General features: G+C 61.7%; 17 protein-coding genes. 15 read left to right on the forward strand and 2 right to left on the reverse strand.

Annotated elements, in window-relative coordinates:
* The 3 genes from NH195_RS09410 to NH195_RS09420 all read left to right on the forward strand — a co-directional run.
* Positions 1 to 624 (forward strand): 3-oxoacid CoA-transferase subunit B (locus NH195_RS09410; protein ID WP_155846131.1); only part of this gene is annotated, 624 nt, incomplete at its 5' end.
* A 153-nt stretch (positions 625 to 777) separates the two neighbouring features.
* Positions 778 to 2,130: an FAD-binding oxidoreductase gene (locus NH195_RS09415; protein WP_066705905.1), complete on the forward strand. Its 1,353-nt coding sequence runs from the start codon at positions 778 to 780 to the stop codon at positions 2,128 to 2,130.
* 1 nt (position 2,131) lies between these two features.
* Positions 2,132 to 2,869 (forward strand): SDR family oxidoreductase, encoded by a 738-nt coding sequence (locus tag NH195_RS09420; RefSeq protein ID WP_066705907.1) that lies wholly within the window; start codon positions 2,132 to 2,134, stop codon positions 2,867 to 2,869.
* 24 nt (positions 2,870 to 2,893) lie between these two features.
* On the opposite strand, the gene NH195_RS09425 is transcribed toward NH195_RS09420, so the two are convergent.
* Positions 2,894 to 3,739: a lytic transglycosylase domain-containing protein gene (locus tag NH195_RS09425; RefSeq protein ID WP_066706365.1), complete on the reverse strand. Its 846-nt coding sequence runs from the start codon at positions 3,737 to 3,739 to the stop codon at positions 2,894 to 2,896.
* A 384-nt stretch (positions 3,740 to 4,123) separates the two neighbouring features.
* Here NH195_RS09425 and NH195_RS09430 point away from each other — a divergent pair, with 384 nt between their 5' ends.
* The 11 genes from NH195_RS09430 (at position 4,124) to NH195_RS09480 (ending at position 14,852) form a co-directional block, all read left to right on the forward strand.
* Positions 4,124 to 4,366 carry a Flp family type IVb pilin gene (locus NH195_RS09430; RefSeq protein WP_066705909.1) on the forward strand — a complete coding sequence of 81 codons (243 nt, stop codon included), beginning with the start codon at positions 4,124 to 4,126 and terminating at the stop codon, positions 4,364 to 4,366.
* A 281-nt stretch (positions 4,367 to 4,647) separates the two neighbouring features.
* Positions 4,648 to 5,490, forward strand: a complete 843-nt coding sequence (cpaB, locus tag NH195_RS09435) for a Flp pilus assembly protein CpaB (protein WP_066705912.1) — start codon at positions 4,648 to 4,650, stop codon at positions 5,488 to 5,490.
* Positions 5,491 to 5,747: 257 nt separating this feature from the next.
* Complete coding sequence (locus tag NH195_RS09440; RefSeq protein WP_066705914.1) at positions 5,748 to 7,118, forward strand: type II and III secretion system protein family protein; 1,371 nt, start codon at positions 5,748 to 5,750, stop codon at positions 7,116 to 7,118.
* A 6-nt stretch (positions 7,119 to 7,124) separates the two neighbouring features.
* On the forward strand, positions 7,125 to 7,778 hold the full coding sequence (locus NH195_RS09445) for an OmpA family protein (RefSeq protein ID WP_066705916.1): 654 nt from the start codon (positions 7,125 to 7,127) through the stop codon (positions 7,776 to 7,778).
* 201 nt (positions 7,779 to 7,979) lie between these two features.
* On the forward strand, positions 7,980 to 9,233 hold the full coding sequence (locus NH195_RS09450; protein WP_066705918.1) for a CpaE/TadZ family protein: 1,254 nt from the start codon (positions 7,980 to 7,982) through the stop codon (positions 9,231 to 9,233).
* A gap of 36 nt (positions 9,234 to 9,269) precedes the next feature.
* Complete coding sequence (locus NH195_RS09455) at positions 9,270 to 10,730, forward strand: TadA family conjugal transfer-associated ATPase (protein ID WP_066705920.1); 1,461 nt, start codon at positions 9,270 to 9,272, stop codon at positions 10,728 to 10,730.
* 13 nt (positions 10,731 to 10,743) lie between these two features.
* Positions 10,744 to 11,715, forward strand: coding sequence for a type II secretion system F family protein (locus tag NH195_RS09460; RefSeq protein ID WP_198403450.1), 972 nt, complete (start codon positions 10,744 to 10,746; stop codon positions 11,713 to 11,715).
* Between the two features lie 12 nt (positions 11,716 to 11,727).
* Entirely contained in the window at positions 11,728 to 12,705 is a 978-nt protein-coding gene (locus tag NH195_RS09465) for a type II secretion system F family protein (RefSeq protein ID WP_066705922.1), read from the forward strand.
* A 68-nt stretch (positions 12,706 to 12,773) separates the two neighbouring features.
* Positions 12,774 to 13,361, forward strand: a complete 588-nt coding sequence (locus tag NH195_RS09470) for a tetratricopeptide repeat protein (RefSeq protein ID WP_066705924.1) — start codon at positions 12,774 to 12,776, stop codon at positions 13,359 to 13,361.
* A 131-nt stretch (positions 13,362 to 13,492) separates the two neighbouring features.
* Positions 13,493 to 14,353, forward strand: a complete 861-nt coding sequence (locus NH195_RS09475; RefSeq protein ID WP_066705926.1) for a tetratricopeptide repeat protein — start codon at positions 13,493 to 13,495, stop codon at positions 14,351 to 14,353.
* 7 nt (positions 14,354 to 14,360) lie between these two features.
* Positions 14,361 to 14,852 carry an A24 family peptidase gene (locus NH195_RS09480; protein WP_066705928.1) on the forward strand — a complete coding sequence of 164 codons (492 nt, stop codon included), beginning with the start codon at positions 14,361 to 14,363 and terminating at the stop codon, positions 14,850 to 14,852.
* Positions 14,853 to 14,863: 11 nt separating this feature from the next.
* Here the strand turns inward: NH195_RS09480 and NH195_RS09485 are convergent, their stop codons facing one another.
* Complete coding sequence (locus tag NH195_RS09485; protein WP_066705930.1) at positions 14,864 to 16,498, reverse strand: DUF998 domain-containing protein; 1,635 nt, start codon at positions 16,496 to 16,498, stop codon at positions 14,864 to 14,866.
* A 172-nt stretch (positions 16,499 to 16,670) separates the two neighbouring features.
* Between NH195_RS09485 and NH195_RS09490 the strand changes: the two genes are divergently transcribed.
* On the forward strand, positions 16,671 to 17,978 hold the full coding sequence (locus NH195_RS09490) for a P-loop NTPase family protein (protein WP_420795665.1): 1,308 nt from the start codon (positions 16,671 to 16,673) through the stop codon (positions 17,976 to 17,978).
* Positions 17,979 to 18,034 lie beyond the last annotated feature (56 nt).

Raw genomic sequence — 18,034 nt, forward strand, 5'->3', positions numbered from 1 at the left:
TGGGACCGCAATCAAATGGCCGCGCGCGCGGCGCAGGAACTTCAGGACGGCACCTATGTGAACCTCGGGATCGGCATCCCTACACTGGTGCCAAATTTCATCCCCGAAGGCGTCTCCGTGACGCTTCAGTCGGAGAACGGCATGCTCGGCATGGGCCCGTTTCCCTATGAGGGCGACGAGGACCCGGACCTGATCAACGCCGGCAAGCAGACCATCACGGAACTGCCCAACACCGCCTATTTCGACAGTTCTTTCAGCTTCGGCATGATCCGGGGCGGCAAGATCGCCATGGCAATTTTGGGGGCGATGGAGGTCGACGAGAAGGGCGATCTGGCGAACTGGATGATCCCCGGCAAGCTGGTCAAAGGCATGGGCGGCGCAATGGATCTCGTGGCGGGCGTGGGCCGTGTGGTGGTGGTGATGGATCACACCAACAAACACGGCGAGAGCAAACTTCTGCACCAATGCACCCTGCCGCTCACCGGTCAGGGCGTGGTGGATCGGGTGATCACCAATCTCGGCGTGCTGGATGTGGTCGAGGGCGGGTTGAAGATCGTCGAACTGGCCGAAGGCGTGTCTGAGGCAGAGCTGCGCGCCGCGACCGAGGCGAAAATCGTCAACTGATCTGAGTCTTTTCACTGCACTCAAGACAAGACGCGGCTCCCGGACGGGGCCGCGTTTTCTTTTGCAAAGATTGTTCGGAAATCCGAAACAGCACCACACTATCGCCCCAATTGTTATGTATTCAGCGGAGAAATCAGACACAGTCACAAGACCATGATCACAGAGCAGCCCTCCCCCAAATCAGAGCCCCCGACGGTCTGGAACCCCCTCACCTATACTGGCTGGGGCCGGGCGCGTTCCGCCGCGGGTCAAATCGCCCGCCCCGAACGTCAATCCGTCCTCGCCAGCGCTGTCGCCCAACGCCCCGCGCCCGCCTTCGGCCTGCGCCGCTCCTATGGCGACGTGGCGCTGAACGATGGCGGCAATTCCTATGACATGACCCGGCTCGACCGGGTGTTGGAATTCGGCACGGACAGCGGTCTCGTCACCGTCGAGGCCGGGATGCCCATCGGCGATCTGGCGCGGCTCACGGCCCCCAAGGGCTGGCTCCCCGCCGTGATGCCCGGCACCGGCTTTGCCACCGTCGGCGGCTGTATCGCCAATGACGTGCATGGCAAGAACCACCACACGCAGGGCAGCTTCGGACAACACGTGACCGAGATCACGCTTTTGCAAGGCGAGACCTCGCGCACCATCACCCCGGACAGCGGTGCGATCTGGCTGGCCACTCTCGGCGGGCTCGGCCAGACCGGGGTGATCGCCAAGGCAACCCTGCAACTCATGCCCTGCCCCGGCGAGATGATGCGCCTGACGGAACGGCGAATCGAGAACCTCGACGCCTTCCTGCGCGCCTTCGACGACAGCCAAACGCCCTACACGGTCGGCTGGATCGACGGCACCGCCACGGGCGATGCGCTTGGCCGTGGCATTCTTGAGGAAAGCGAACTGGTGACAGGGGTGGACAGCTCCGGCGAAGGCACAGTCTCGGTGCCGATGAATGCGCCGGGCTGGGCGCTGTCGTCTCCCATCGTGCGCCTGTTCAACGCCGCCTATCTCCGCAAAGTGCCGACCGGGGGCCGCACCTCTGTCAAACCGATCCACAAGGTGTTGTTCCCGCTCGATGCGCTTCACGACTGGAACCGGCTTTATGGCAAGCGCGGCTTCAACCAGTTCCAATGCGTCCTGCCCACGGATCGGGTCGACGTGCTGCGCGCGATGCTCGAAAAGATCGCCGCCTCGCATCTCTGTTCGCCGCTGGCCGTGCTCAAGAAGATGGGGCCGGGGCGTGGCGGCTATCTGTCCTTCCCGATGGAGGGCTATACGCTGGCCATCGACGTCCCGAACCGGGACGGATCGCAAGAGCTGATCGCCGAGCTGACCCAGATGACGCAGGACGCGGACGGGCGGATCTATTTCGCCAAGGACGGTGTCGCCGATGCGGCACAGATCATGGGCATGTACCCGGATCTGGACCTCTGGGCCGAGACCGTCAATGCCGCCGACCCAACCCGCGCGTTCGAAACCGATCTGGTGCGGCGTCTGAACCTGCGCGGGAAAGGGGCCTGAGATGCAACACATCTGGATCATTCTCGGCGCCACCTCCTCCATGGCCCGCGCCACGGCCCGCCGTCTCGCGAAAGACGGCGCGGTGCTCCTGCTCTGCGGTCGCGACATGGACGACCTCTCCGCCACCGCCAGCGATTGCCTTGCCCGTGGCGCAGCCAAAGCCGAAGCCCTGCGCTTCGACGCCCGCAACAGCGCCACTTTCGCACCGATCATCGACCGCGCGCGCGCCGAGGACGGCACGCTCAACTGCGCCGTTTTCGTGGGGTCCATGCCCGAGCAATCCGCCATCGACGCCGATCCGACCCTGATCGACGGCGTGGTGCAGGACAGCCATATCGGCCCCGCCACCTTCCTCTCCCTGCTCGCCCCGCATCTCGAAGAGCGCGGCCAAGGCACGGTGGTGGGCGTCACCTCGGTGGCGGGAGATCGCGGCCGGATCGGCAATTACGTTTACGGCTCCGCGAAAGCGGGCTTCGCCACCTATCTCTCCGGCCTGCGCAACCGTCTGACGCGGGCGGGCGGGCATGTGGTCACCGTCAAACCAGGCTTTGTCGATACGGCGATGACCTGGGGCATCGAGGGCATGTTCCTCGTCGCCTCCCCCGACGCGGTGGCGAAAGACATCCTCAAGGCCGTGCACAAGAAAAAGAACGTAATCTACACGCCGTTCTTCTGGCGTTACATCATGCTGATCATCCGGTTGATCCCGGAATTCATCTTCAAGAAACTTTCGATCTGACGAGAGGGCTTTCGAGCCGTCTTTTCAGTTCTGCGCCCGCACCGCATTGGTCGCAAACACGCACCCATCCGAATACAGCTCCGGCGGAGTGAGACACAGCCCCTTGGCCACCTGCCAGGCCGCCAGAACCTTGGGCACATAGGCGCGGGTCTCGGCATAGGGCGGCGGGCCACCCGCAGCCTTCACCGCATTCTCTCCGGCATTATACCCCGCCAGCGCCAGCGCCACGTCGCCGTTGAATTCGGTCAGGAGCCAGTCGAGATAAGCAATGCCGCCCTTGATATTCTGATCCGGATCTTTGGCATCGACGCCGAACCGCTCCGCCGTCGCCGGAATGAGCTGCATCAGCCCCTGCGCCCCCGCCCCGCTCACCGCCTCCGCATTGCCGGAGGATTCGACCGCCATCACCGCCAGCGCCAGCGCGGGGCTCACCTTCGTCCCGATCGAGTGCAGCAAAAGCGAGGCGCCGTAGCGATTGGCGATGTCCGTGACCTGCTGAAAGCTCGGGCTGGGAACCGACTTGCCGGGATCGAGATCGAGCGCGGCCAAGGCCGCACCGAACCGTTCGGGGCCTGCCCCCGCAAGATCGTGCGGCACAGCACTCCAGTACCAGTCCAGCAATTCCGCAGGCACCGGGGCAACCGGATCGGGCACGGTCGGCGGGGCGGTCACGGTTTTCATCCCCGGCCTGATCTGCACGTCGATGAGATGCCCGGCCCCGCCGGAAGGCACTCCGATGCGTTTCGGACGCACCTCGGGCCAGGGCGGCGGCGCGCTCGCCTCCTCGGCACGCAAAGCAGAACCGCCAACAAGACAGCTCAGACTCACGACAAGCGCGCAAAACCCGGCGCGGTTCAGGAGAAACGACATGATCATACTGCTCTCAAGGGGCGGTCCGGTCCGGAACACTGGCCGCTTTTACCACCAGTTTCGCAAAAATCTCGCCCGAGAGCCAGAATTTTAGACGATTCCACCACCAATCTTATGCCAAGGTTAACCTGAAAAACCGCTAAAAAGCATTTTCAGACAAAATAGTTAAAATTTTTTTAACTTTAAAATCAATAAGTTAACCCTCACCTCTGCAAAATTCACGCCGTTTCCAAAAACGTACCAATCCTGCCCAACTCTCGCCCCAGTTGGGGGGCCATATAGGGTCATCGAAAGCGAGACGGAGCGCTGAGGCAAGGGAAACGCCAAGCTCGAAATCGCCAAGACGTGGAAACCAAACTGAACACATCCTCGGAGGGATATAAAATGGAATTCTTCAAGCTCTACAAACGCTTCTCCCGTGACGAAGACGGTGCCGTGACCGTTGACTGGGTCGTGCTGACCTCCGCCGTCGTGGGCCTCGGCATCGCCGTTCTGACCACCGTTTCCAAAGGCACCACAGCCCTCGGCGACAAAATTTCCACCGACCTCGCTGGCCGCACCGTGATCGACTACACCGCCACCGACACCGCGACCGACCCGGTCGCCGATCCGGCCCCCGACGCATAATCTACGTTTTCCGACACGTATCGGACTGCATGACACAACCGCGCCCCTCCCGGGCGCGGTTTTCCTTTCGGGCAAACCGTCTCTGGATCCCGGGCACCTTTGACGAACAGCCATCGGAATTCGCACCGTTTGTTCGGGAATCGGCAAAAATTCACGACTGCGCCGCGGTGAAACCACCAATTTGCCGTATTTCGATGAAACTCTGATCGGGTGTTCCCGGGGGACTGGACCGCGAAGCGGTCGGCATGCCCGGAAGTGGGGCCGCAAGTAGAGGGAAAGTCATGCGTATTATTTTCGGATTGGTCCTTGTGATCGGCGTCGCCCTGGCCGGGTTTGCCGTTCATATGACACGCGGGTACCTGTCGACCTATCAGGCCGAGCTGGACCGTGAGAAAGCCATGCGCGCCAATGTCGTCCAGACGACGGACATCTATGTCGCGGTCAAACCCCTCAGCTATGGCGACCCGCTTCTGCCGAACATGGTGAAAAAGATTCGCTGGCCAAACGACGCCATGCCGAAAGGCGCTTTCCTCACGGAAGAAGCCCTCTTCCCGGAAGGCCCGGACGTGCCGCGCCGGGTGTTGCGCAACATCGAACCGATGGAGCCCCTGCTCGCGGTCAAGCTCACCGCCCCCGGCGAAGATGCCGGTGTGGCCTCCCGTCTCGCCAAGGGCATGCGCGCCTTCGCGATCCGCGTCGACGTGGCCTCCGGCGTGTCGGGCTTCCTGCATCCGGGCGACCGTGTCGATGTCTACTGGACCGGGCGTCTGCCCGATTCCGGGCGCGACGTGACGAAGCTGATCCAGACTTCGATCCCGCTGGTCGCCGTCGACCAGATTTCCAACAGCGATCCGCAGACCACCAACATCGCCCGCACGGTGACCGTCGAAGCCACGCCGACGCAGGTCGCGACACTGGCGACGGCGCAAAGCACAGGACGTCTGTCGCTCGCCCTCGTCGGCCGTAACGACGACACCGTGATCGATAGTGTCGAGGTCGACAAGAACACGCTTCTGGGGATCGAGGAACAGGTCTACACCGCCGCCCCGAAAGCCAAGGTCTGTACGGTGCGCACCCGCAAAGGCGGCGAAATCATCGTAATGAACATTCCCTGCACGGAGTGAACGCCGCCGTCACGGCCCATCACCACGCTCACGAAATCCCGGATGGCGGCATCGCCGCAGCCGGGATTTTTCGATTTGATCAAAGACTTGCCCTGAGATGAGGTGAAAACCGGCCCTGCCACTTGTGGCTTCTCCACATCACAAACACCCGCCAAGAGATTGATTCTTGCAAAAAAAGTTAAATTAACGCATTGTCTGTCCAAATGGGTCGCAAAGAACCCGATGGATTGAGGCGTGGTCGACAGAGGCAGGATCACATGAAAACGTTGAATTTGATCAAGGCGGCCCTCGTCGGGCTTGCCGCACTCGGCGCTACCCCGACCGGGGCTTTCGCAGAGAAACTCCGCGTCATGACCGGAGCCCCCTCCGGCGTTCTGAACGTGCCGATGAACCGCGCCGTGGTTGTCGAAAGCGACGAACCCTTCGCCGAGATTTCGATCGCCAATGCGGCCATCGCCGACATTTCGACCCTGTCCGAACGCTCGATCTATGTGCTGGGCCGCGCGCCTGGCATGACCACCATGACACTTCTTGCGCCCGACGGTTCGTTGATCACCAACGTCCAGGTCCAGGTGACGCCGGATGTCACCGAGTTCAAGGAACGTCTGCGCCAGATCATGCCGAACGAGAGCATCGAAGTGCGCACCGCCAATGACGGGATCGTCCTGTCGGGCACGATCTCCTCGGCCATCATGATGAACCGGGCCATTGAACTGGCCGAACGCTATGCCCCGAACCGTGTGTCGAACATGATGAACATCGGCGGCACGCAACAGGTGATGTTGAAAGTCCGGTTCGCCGAGATGTCCCGTTCGGTGTCGAAAGATCTGAGCGCAGCGCTCGGTGTCGATTATTCCGCCGGAAGCGCGTCCGGCACAACATCTCTCGGCCCGTCGATGACCGGCGACGGCCTCGGCCAGCTCATGATCGGTGGCGCCATCGGCAACACGCAATTGGCCATCGCCATCGAGGCACTCGAGGAAAAAGGCGTCGTACGCACCCTTGCGGAACCGAACCTGACCGCCCTCTCGGGACAACAGGCGAAATTCCTCGCCGGGGGCGAGTATCCGATCCCCGTGCGCGACAACGATGGCGTGTCGATCAACTACAAACCCTTCGGCGTCGAGCTCGAGTTCACGCCCCGCGTGGTCAACGGCGATCAGATCAACCTTGAGATGCGCGCGGCCGTTTCCGGGGTCGACAGCTCTGTCAACTACACCGTCGACGGCTTCACCCTGAACTCCTTCAAACGCCGCGAAACCTCCACGACCGTGGAACTGCGCGACGGCCAGAGCTTTGCCATCGCCGGTCTGTTGCAGGACGATTTCGAGGATCTGGTCGGTCAGGTGCCATGGCTCGGTGACATACCGGTGCTCGGCGCGCTGTTTCGCTCGACCGATTACACCCGCCGCCAATCCGAGCTCGTCATCATCGTGACGCCGCATCTCGTGACGCCGGTGAATGGCATGGCGCTGAGCCTGCCGACCGACCGGGTGAAAATCCCCACGGAGGGTGAGCTTTTCCTCTTCGGCAAGACCTATGGCGGCACCACGGCCCCGAAAACCGGCGCAGCCGCGGAAGTCGCGAAGCAGGATTTCTCCGGCTCCTATGGCTACGTGATGGAGTAAGACGACATGCGGATTTCCCTGAAACTTTCCCTTGCCGCCACCGCACTTCTCGCCTTGGGTGCCTGTTCCGACCAGAACGCGCTGAACTACTTCAACCAGGAGGCCGGCGGCTATCTCGACAACGGCACCTTCGGCAATGCGACGATGAACAACACGCTCGCACAGACTGGCCAGTTGAAGTATGTGATCGACCTGAACGAGCGCTTTGCCGCCAGCGTGCCCACCACGGTGAATTTCGAATTCAACTCCGCGACGCTCGACGGTGCCGCCCGCGACGCGATCCGAAAACAGGCGCATTTCATGGCGCAATTCCCGGAAGTGCGCTTCCGCGTCTACGGTCACACCGATCTCGTCGGCTCCAACGCCTATAACAAAGCGCTGGGACTGCGCCGGGCGAAAGCCGTTGTTGCCGAACTGGCGCGCAATGGCATCTCCCGCTCGCGTCTCGAGGCCATGGTGTCCTTTGGTGAAACCCAGCCCCTGATCGTCACCCAGAGCCCGGAGCGCAAGAACCGCCGGACGGTCACGGAAGTCTCTGGTTTCGTGGAGAACTCCCCGTTGATCATGGATGGGAAATATGCCGAGATCGTCCGTCGCGGCTATCTCAGCAGCGCGCAATCTCGCACCAGCATTTCCGCCAGCGGCAGCGTCGACGGCTAAACGATCGTCGCGGAATAGCGAATTATTACGCGATTTCGGCCCTATTGTTGCCCCAATACCCCGGCACCTTATCCCCAATGGGAGCAGTATGCCCGACAACCGAGTCGGGCAAACGCGCCAGGGGATCAGGGCCGGGTTTCTCGTTTGAGGCACTCTGAGCCTCGGTAAGCCTGGCGTTCGAGATAAAGGACGCTTTGAGCAATGACGAGTGAAGCTCTATTGCAAAACGACCCGGCCCCGCTTGTGGCCTGTACCGTCAGCCGGGACGTACAGAACTTCGATCTTCTGATCGAGGACATGGAGGCTGAACTGGGCGAAGCCTGGGGCGATCTCTCCTTTGAAGACGCGCGGCAGTTTTTCCGCCAACCGGAAAGCGGCGGGCTGAAATTCGTCGCCATGGCGCTCGATCATGAGGACGAGAGCCTGTTGGCGATGATCGCGGATCTGATCAAGTCGGCCAAAGCACAGAATATCAAGGTGATTCTGGTCGCCGACGAAATTTCCCCCATGGTCCTGCATCAGTTGTTGCAACTGGGTGCCGAGGATTTCATCCCCTACCCGCTGCCGGAAAACGCCCTGCATGAGGCGATCGAACGGCTGGATGCGCCGCGCAAGGTGCCCGCCATCGACTTCGTGGATGCCCGCCCGACACATGCCGGCCAAGGCGGCGGGGCGCATGGTATCGTGCTGCCGGTGCAATCCATTTCTGGCGGGGCCGGCGCCACGACCATTGCGGTCAACCTCGCCTGGGAACTCGCCAATATCGAAAAGAAAGGCCCGCAGCCGCGTGTGCTTCTGATTGATTTCAACCTGCAATACGGCTCGGTTTCGACCTATCTCGACCTGCCACGGCGCAATGCGGTCTATGAGCTTTTGTCCTCCACCGAGATGATGGATGACGACGCTTTCAAGGGCGCGTTGATGAATTTCAACGACAAGCTTTCGGTGCTGACCTCGCCGCCGGACATCCTGCCGCTCGATTTCATCGATGCGACCGATGTGCAGCGTCTGCTCGACATGGGCCGCAAACATTTCGACTATGTCATTCTCGACATGCCGACGACGCTGGTGAGCTGGACCGAAACGGTGCTCAACGCCGCCGAATTCTATTTCGCGCCGGTCGAGCTGGATCTGCGCTCGGCCCAGAACATCCTGCGTCTGCGCAATGCGCTCAAGGCGGAGGAGCTGCCTTTCGACAAGATGCGCTTCCTGTTGAACCGGGCCCCGAAGGCGATGGATCTTTCCGCGAAGGCCCGTTTGAAACGCATGGCGGAGAACCTCGAAATCGACATCGACGTGCAATTTCCCGATGGCGGTCGCCCGGTGCGCGATGCCTGCGATCAGGGCATGCCGCTTGGTATCGAAGCCGCGAAAAATCCGCTGCGCAAGGAAATCCAGAAACTCGCGGCCTCGCTGCATGCGCGGCAGACCCAGCAACTCGAAGCGGCGCAATGAAGCCTGTCCACGGGCATGAGGTGAGAGAGCAAGACGATGTTTTCGCGATATAAAAAATCCGATGGTCAAAAGGTCGCCCCGGTCAGGACCGCAACCGCTGCCCCGACCCCGACCGCCGCGCAAGATCCCGCCCCGGCGAAAGCGCCCGCCCCGGCCGCCAAGGTTCAGCGTCGCGAAGCCCCGCGCAGCGCGCAGGTTGCGCCGCAGGACAAGGAACGCCGCCGCAAGGAGCGTCTGGGCGACATCAAGGTCGAGATGCACAAGCGCCTGCTTGAGGACCTGAACCTCGCCGCTCTGGAAACCGCGCAGGAAAAGGACCTGAAATCGGAGATTTCCGACATCACGGCGGAATTCCTCGCCGATCAGGGGCTGGTGCTGAACCGCGACGAACGCATCCTGCTCAATCAGGAGCTCTACGACGAAGTGCGCGGCCTCGGGCCGCTCGAGCCGCTTTTGAAAGATGAAAGCGTCAACGATATTCTCGTCAACGGCCCGCATCAGATCTTCATCGAACGCGCCGGCAAGCTCGAACTGTCGGACATCACCTTCAAGGACGAAAAGCACCTTCTCAGGATCATCGACAAGATCGTCTCCGCCGTGGGGCGTCGGGTCGACGAATCCAACCCCTATGTCGACGCCCGTCTCAAGGACGGGTCGCGTTTCAACGCCATGGTGCCCCCCGTTGCGGTGGACGGTTCCCTCGTCTCCATCCGGAAATTCAAAAAGGACAAGCTCGGCATCGACGATCTCGTCCGGTTCGGCGCCTTTACCGAGGAAATGGCCGCCTATCTTCAGGCCGCCGTCTCCACCCGTCTCAATGTCATCGTCTCCGGCGGGACGGGCTCCGGGAAAACCACCACGCTCAACGCCCTCTCGGGCTTCATCGACAACGATGAACGCATCCTGACGATCGAGGATACCGCGGAGCTTCAGCTTCAGCAGACCCATGTCGGCCGGATGGAAAGCCGGCCCGCCAACGTCGAGGGCAAGGGCGCCGTCACCCAGCGCGATTGTCTCCGCAACGCGCTGCGGATGCGTCCCGACCGGATCATCGTGGGTGAAACCCGCGGCGAGGAGGTGATCGACATGCTTCAGGCCATGAACACCGGCCACGACGGCTCGATGACCACGATCCACGCCAACTCGGCGCGCGATGGGGTGTCACGTCTCGAAAACATGATCGCCATGGCCGGGATCGAAATGCCTCTCAAGGCGGTGCGTTCGCAGATCGCCTCCGCCGTCAACCTGATCGTGCAGGCTTCGCGCCTTCAGGACGGTTCGCGCCGCATGGTCTCGATCACCGAAATCACCGGCATGGAGGGCGACGTGATCTCCATGCAGGAGGTGTTCCGCTTCCAGCGCACCGGCCTCACCCCCGACAACAAGATCATCGGCCATTTCACGGCGACCGGGGTCCGCAGCCACTTCTCGGAACGCTTCCGGATGTGGGGCTACGACCTGCCGCACGCGATTTTCGAACCGACCAACCCGCGTTAAGGAGCCTCCCCCCATGATCATTTCCCTGGAACCGGTCATTTACGGCGTCATCTTCATCGCCGTGCTGCTTCTGGTCGAAGGCATCTATCTGACCGTGTTCGGCAAGTCGATCTCGCTGAACTCCCGCGTCAACCGTCGCTACGAATTGCTCGAGAAAGGCACAGGCGACCGCGAGGAGGTGCTCAACCAGCTCCGCAAGGAGATGAGCCAGCACCTCAAGTCGCGTCAGGTTCCGCTCTATTCCGTGCTGGCCGAAAAGGCGCAGAAGGCCAATATCGCCTTCTCCCCCACCCAGCTTCTCATGGTCATGGTGCTTTTGGGCATGGTCGCCTTCGTCGGTCTGTCGATTGGCACCTCGGCCTCCCTGCCGATCCGCATCGCCGTCTCCGTCGGCATGGGCGTCGGCGCTGTCTATGTCTGGATCCAGGGCAAAGCCAAGAAACGTCTGAGCCTGATCGAGGAACAGCTTCCCGACGCCGTCGAACTCATGGTCCGCAGCTTGCGTGTCGGCCACCCGTTCTCCAATGCGCTCACCATCGTTTCCAAGGAGGTCCCCGATCCTCTGGGCACCGAAATGGGCGTGATCGCCGACGAGAGCGCCTATGGGCGCGACGTGGGCGAGGCGCTCAAGGATATGGCCGAACGGCTCGACATGCAGGATTTGCGCTTTCTCGCCGTCGCCGTGTCGATCCAGCAGCAATCGGGCGGCAACCTGGCCGAAGTGCTCGACGGTCTGGCCAAGGTGATCCGCTCGCGCTTCAAACTCTTCCGCCGGGTCAAGGCGATCACCGCCGAGGCGCAATGGTCCGGCAAGTTCCTCTCGGGCTTCCCGCTTCTGATGCTGCTGGCGATCAATCTGATGAAACCCGACTATTACGACCGGGTGAAGGACACATCCGCCTTCATCCCCGCCTGTCTCGTGGTCGCGGGCTTTCTCACGGTCAACATCTTCGTGATGAAATCGCTCGTGAACATCAAGGTCTGAGGAGGACACGCCATGCAAGAGTTCTTTACCTCGCTGCTCGGCGATCAGCTCGGCCCCTTCGGGCCGCTGATCCTCGTTGGCACGCTGGGCACCGTGCTGATCCTCGTCGCCCTGCCCGCGCTTCTGAACCGCAAACGCGACCCGATGGACCGGCTCAAGGCCCAGGCCCAGGCCAGCAAGGTGGCAAACAAGAAGGCCGCGCTGCGTTATGAGGACAAGAAAGGTGCGAAGCTCGAGAAATACTCCGCCTTCCTCGAACCGCAGGACGAGGAGGAGTATTCCGCCGCTCAGCTCAAGATGATCCAGGCGGGCTATCGCGGCAAGAATGCCGTGCGTATGTTCCACTTCGCGCAATTCGCGATGGGCATCGGCGCACTGATCCTGGGCCTGCTCTTTGCCCTGCTGAAATCTTCGCAACAAGAGGTGACGCCGCGCTCGCTGGTGTTCATGGTGCTGTTCCCGGCAGTAATAGGGTACATGCTGCCGAAATACTGGGTCACCCGCCGCGTCGAGGCCCGCAAGGAAGAGATCACCAACGGTTTCCCCGACGCGCTCGATCTCATGCTGGTCTGTGTCGAGGCCGGTCAGTCGCTCGATCAGGCGATCATCCGTGTGGCCAAGGAAATCCGCTCCGGCTTCCCGGCGCTGGCCGACGAATTCGAGATCGTCTCCTATGAGATCAAGGCCGGCAAGGACAAGACCGTCGTGCTGCGCGACATGGCGGAGCGCTGCGGCGTGCCGGATGTGGCCTCCTTCGTGACCGTGCTGATCCAGTCGCAGCAATTCGGGACATCCATTGCCGACGCGCTTCGGATTTATGCCGGTGAAATGCGTGACAAACGCGTGATGCGCGCAGAAGAGGCCGCAAACAAGTTGCCTACGAAGATGACCCTTGCCACAATGATGCTGACCGTGCCGCCGCTGCTGATCATCCTGATCGGACCGTCGGTCTATGACATCTACGTCCTGCTGTCGGAAGCCAGTTTCTGAGCCCCTTGCCCGGGGGGCGCGAACAACCGGTTCCGGTCACAGGACCACACAAGAAGGCAAGGGACAGCATGTCTCGACATCTCACGCGCGGCCGCCGATACGCCATCGGGGCTGCGCTTTTCCTCTCTCTCATGGCCGCTTGCGGCTCCGAAGACATGCTCAAGCCGCTCAGGGACAACGGCGATTATGCCCCCACAGGCGTCGATGCCCACGCGGTCTCGGTCGACGGGCTGATCGTCGGCCACCGTCTGATGGCGGCGGGCGAATACGAACTGGCGCTCAAGGCCTATTACCGTGCCGCAGCCCATCAGGGCATGACCGTCGACACGCTCTCGGCCATCGGCTCCGCCAAGCTGCGCCTCGGGCGTCTCGGCCAGGCCGAGGCCGATCTGCGTCGTGCGATCGAGCTGGACGACGCATTCGTTCCCGCCTGGAACAACCTCGGCGTCGTGTTGATGGAGCGCGGCGTCTATGGCGAGGCTGAGCGGGTGTTCCGCACCGCCTTTGCGCTGGACAGTGGCCAATCTGCCGAAATTCGCGAAAACCTGCGCTTGGCGCTCGCAAAACTCGAAAACCCCACGTATAGTGAGGAAAACGAGAGCAATTTCACCTTGGTGCGGCGCGGGACGAGCGAATACGAAATCCTTGCACGCTGAGATCGTCTGAGATCCGAAAACGGACCGGCGGTCGGAACGAGGCGAAAACGAGTTGAGGCAAACTGGGGCAACAAGAGGCGCGTCGTCACAAGGCGGACTGCCCGGCTCCGAGACAGAGGATGGCAGGCACCATGCGCAACCTTCATGTGATCACGCTCGCGCTGGCGGGCTCCGTGGCCCTGACGGCCTGTCAGAAACCCTTTGGTGGCGATGTGCGCCGCGCCGACACCTCCGTGAACGCCATTGACGGCGCCGGTCTCTCCGACATCATGCTCAACGCCGCCGATCCGGCCGAGGCGGTGAGCTATTTCTCGCGTGCAGTGGGGGAAAACCCCGACCGCATCGACCTGCAACGCGGGCTGGCGAAATCTCTGGTGCGTGCGGGCGAGACCCAGGCTGCGGTCAGCGCCTGGAAAAACGTCGTTGCGCACAAGGCCTCGACAATGGACGACCGCGTGGATTACGCCGATGCGCTGATCCGCACCGGAGCGTGGAAAGAGGCCGAGGCCCAGCTCGACGCCGTGCCGCCCACCCATGAGACCTACAAACGCTACCGGCTCGAGGCGATGATCGCCGACAGCAATCAGGAATGGAAGAAGGCTGACAGTTTCTATCAGACTGCCGTCGGCCTGACGACCCGTCCCGCCGGTGTGCTGAACAACTGGGGCTATTCGAAACTGACCCGTGGCGAATACAGCGAAGCGGAAAAACTCTTCGCACAGGCGATCACCTATGACTCCTCGCTGTTCACCGCCAAAAACAACCTCATCCTCGCCCGTGGCGCGCAGGGCAAATACGACCTGCCGGTGATGGAGATGACCCAGACAGAGCGCGCACAGCTTCTCTACACGCTGGGGCTTGCGGCGGTGAAGGCCGGGGACGTCACCATCGGCAAGGGGCTGATCAAGGACGCCATCGACACCCATCCGCAGCATTTCGAAGCCGCCGTGCGCTCGTTGCGCGCGCTGGAAGCGAACGTCTCGAACGGCTGACCCGCGCATGCTGACCCTGCCCTCTCAGGCCGCGCTCTGGTTCCTTTTGCCGGTCGCGCTGGTGTCCTTCGTCGCCGCGTTCAACGACCTGAAACGCATGAAACTGCCGAATGCCGTCGTTCTGGCCCTTGCCGCGATCTATGTGGTGATGGGACCGTTTCTGCTGCCGTTCGATCAGTATCTCTGGGGCTTTGCCCATGCCGCGGTGATGTATGTCGTCGCACTCTTTGCCTATGCCTATCTCGGCGTCGGCGCGGGCGACGGGAAATTCGCCGCCGCCATGGCGATGTTCATTCCCCTCGCGGATCTCGGCGCCGTTCTGACGCTCTTTGCCGCTTTCCTGCTGGGCGCCTTCTTCGCCCATCGCCTGTTGCGTGCCCTGCCGCCGGTGCGGCGCGCCACGCCGGACTGGATCTCCTGGGAGCATCGCAAATTCCCAATGGGGCTGGCGCTTGCCGGAACGATGATCAGCTATCTTGGGCTCGCGATCCGTTTCTGAGGTCGCAGGCCTTATTCTTTCACCACCGGATAAACCAGCATCATCGGATCGCGCAGCGGCGCGCGCAATGTCAGCCCCGCACTCTCCAGCCCGGCCAGCACACGGCGCGCCACTCCCGGATCGACCGGGCAGGTCGGCACGATGATGGCATCCGCGTTCTCCACCCCCGGCGTGCCGGAATAATACCACGGCGCACCGCCTTTCAGCGGGGCAAAATCCCCGAAAATCCAGATCGCGGAGGCAAGATCGGCGACAAAGAACTGGCTTGTCGCCGGAAAATTGAACGGCGGTTCCTTCAGCCGGTCCGCCATATAACGATGCACGGCCAGATCTCCTAACTGAAGCGCACAATGCGGCATGCTCTCGCCGAGGAATTCGAGCGGCGCGAACACCTTCTCGTCACCGGCATAGGGGGCAAGTTCCGGATGGCGCGCAGCAAGGTTTTCACGCGTCAGCATCATCGACGCCCGCCGCTCAGAAACAAACAGATCATCCAGACCCGCGCGGTCCGCGAAAGGCGGCACATAACCTTCCGTTTTCACAACGAGATTATGAAAAGGGCTGGTGACGATATTCTGCAACGAGGGCGCGATGAGGGCGAAGGCCACAAGCGCCAGCGCGGCAATGGCACCGCGCGCATCGGTGTTGAACAGAACCCGCCGCCCGCGCTCAGGCCGTTCCGCCAGAAGCAGGATGCACAAGAGGATGAGCCATTGCGGATCGTTGCCGAAATTCTGGTAGGTGACATAGACGAAGCCCGGCGCCAGCAGCAAAAGCAACAGCCCCGTACGGTCGCGCCCCGCCTGTCGCAGCACGATGATCGACAGGATCAGCGTGAGCGTCCCGATCAGGAACCGGGGCGCGTTTAACACGTCAACGAAGGACACGCCGGGGGCCGCACGGTTCCCCGAACGGGTGACCGTCAGCAGATCGGCGACATAGGCCGGAAAGAACTCCGTGCCGTAAATCGCCACCATCGCCAGAGCGACGGCGAGACCGCTCATCAGTCCCGCGAACAGACTGCGCCAGGCCCCGCGCAGCACGAAGCCAAACGCCACCGGCAGCACGAACCCCACGAAATAAGTCGGCTTGATCAGCGCCAGAACCGCCAGCATCAGCCCTGCGATCACGCCGTCAATCAGCGGGGCTTTGTCCCCGTCCCGTTCCGGCAGCACCGCCAGAAGCACCGCGATGAAGGACGCGACCCAGGCCCAGCGGTTGTAATACATCGCCACGGAGATCGCGGTGACATTCTCGCCATGCACCAGAGCGAGGATCATCGCCACCGCCACCACGCCAAAGCCCCAGGCCGCAAGCCCCGTGAGCCGTGAAAGCGCGACACGCGCAACCAGCGGTGCGAACAGCACGGCGATCAGAACCTGCGCAGCGACAAAGGCCTGCCCGACGCCCAGCCCCGCATCCATCATCCAGCGGATCGGCAGAAAGGCGAAAATCCCGATGGGAGTGGAGAAATCCAGATGCGGCACCTGCCCCAGCCCCATGCGCAGCAGCACGTCCACCATATGCGTGGCGTCGCCCTCGTGTTGCGTGAGATAGAGCCCGCCTTTGGCAAGCCCTGCCCCGCCCAGAACAAGGATCAGAACCGCAAGAAATACGATGTATCTTATCGGAGAAATTCGCCCCATCTGCCCTGCCTTATTCATTTTTGCGAAAGGTTATGGCCAAACACTCCGCATTGCAAATCCGTGCCGGTGAAACCGCGCGAAAATCTTGGCTTTATGTACGGGTCTCCGTAGACTGTCGGCAAAAGCACAAGCCTGCGAACAGGCACAACAGAGGGCAGCCACCATGACCATGATGGAACCGACACCGAACGTGATCGCACCCGTCGCACCGAAGCGCGCCGAGGAGACCGGCCTGTCGCCGGTGATGATGCGCGACATCGTGTTGAAAACCATGTTCCGCACCAATCTCGAACAGGTCTCGCGCCTCTCGATGGCGCTGTGCCTGCCGGTGTCGATCACGCAGGATCTGGTTGACCGTGCCCGCGAACAGGGGCTTGTCGAGGCCACCGGCACGATGCATGCGGGCGCGGGCTCCGAGATGGGATTTCGCCTTTCCGATACCGGCAAGGCGCGCGCGCTCGATGCGCTGTCGCAGTCGGAATATTACGGTGCGATGCCGATCCCGCTTGAGATTTATGCCGAGCAGGTGAAACGCCAGTCCGTGCGGAACATGAAGGTGACACGCGATGCGCTTCTGGGCGCGATGGGCCATCTGATCCTGCCCCCGAACCTTCTCGATCAGCTCGGGCCTGCGGTGGGTGCGGGGCGTTCGATCCTGATGTACGGCCCGCCGGGCAACGGGAAATCCTCGATTTCCAACGGCATTCGCGACGCGCTCGGCGATCTGATCTATGTGCCGCGCGCGATCGAGTACAACGGGTCGGTCATCACGGTTTACGACCCCCTTATGCATGTCAAACGCGAGGATGCGGAGGACAATCCCAATGCGCTCAGGAAAACCTCCAATCGCTTCGACCGGCGCTATGTGCGCTGTGAGCGGCCCTCTGTTGTGACCGGCGGTGAGCTGTCGCTCAACATGCTCGATCTGGTCTACAACCCCACCGCACGGACCTATCAGGCGCCTTTGCAGCTCAAATCCACCGGCGGGATTTTCATCGTCGACGACCTTGGCCGCCAGGAAGAACCGCCACAAAAGCTCGTCAACCGCTGGATCGTTCCGCTCGAAGAGAGCAAGGATATTCTGGCGCTCCAGTCCGGTGAAAAATTCGAAGTGCCGTTCGACACGCTGGTGATTTTCTCTACCAACTTCCACCCGAACAAGATCTTCGACACCGCCGCCCTTCGCCGGATTTTCTACAAGATCAAGATCGACGGGCCGGATCAGGCGGGGTTCCTGAAAATCTTCGCCATGGTCGCGCGCAAGAAAAAGATGCCGCTCAACGAGGAGGCGCTGGTCTACCTGCTCAAGGAAAAATACCCGACCATCGACAATGTCTACGCCAACTATCAGCCGGTCTTCCTGATCGACCAGATCATTTCGATCTGCGACTTCGAGGGCATCCCCTATCAGATGACGCCGGAGCTGATGGAACGGGCCTGGGCGAACATGTTCGTCGAAGAAAGCGAATTCGCGCACTAGTTTTGGACTTTAAGCCATCAGAAAGCCCTGAGCACAGCAAAAGAGGCCCCGCAGGG

The organism is Celeribacter ethanolicus (assembly GCF_001550095.1).
Taxonomy (GTDB): domain Bacteria; phylum Pseudomonadota; class Alphaproteobacteria; order Rhodobacterales; family Rhodobacteraceae; genus Celeribacter; species Celeribacter ethanolicus.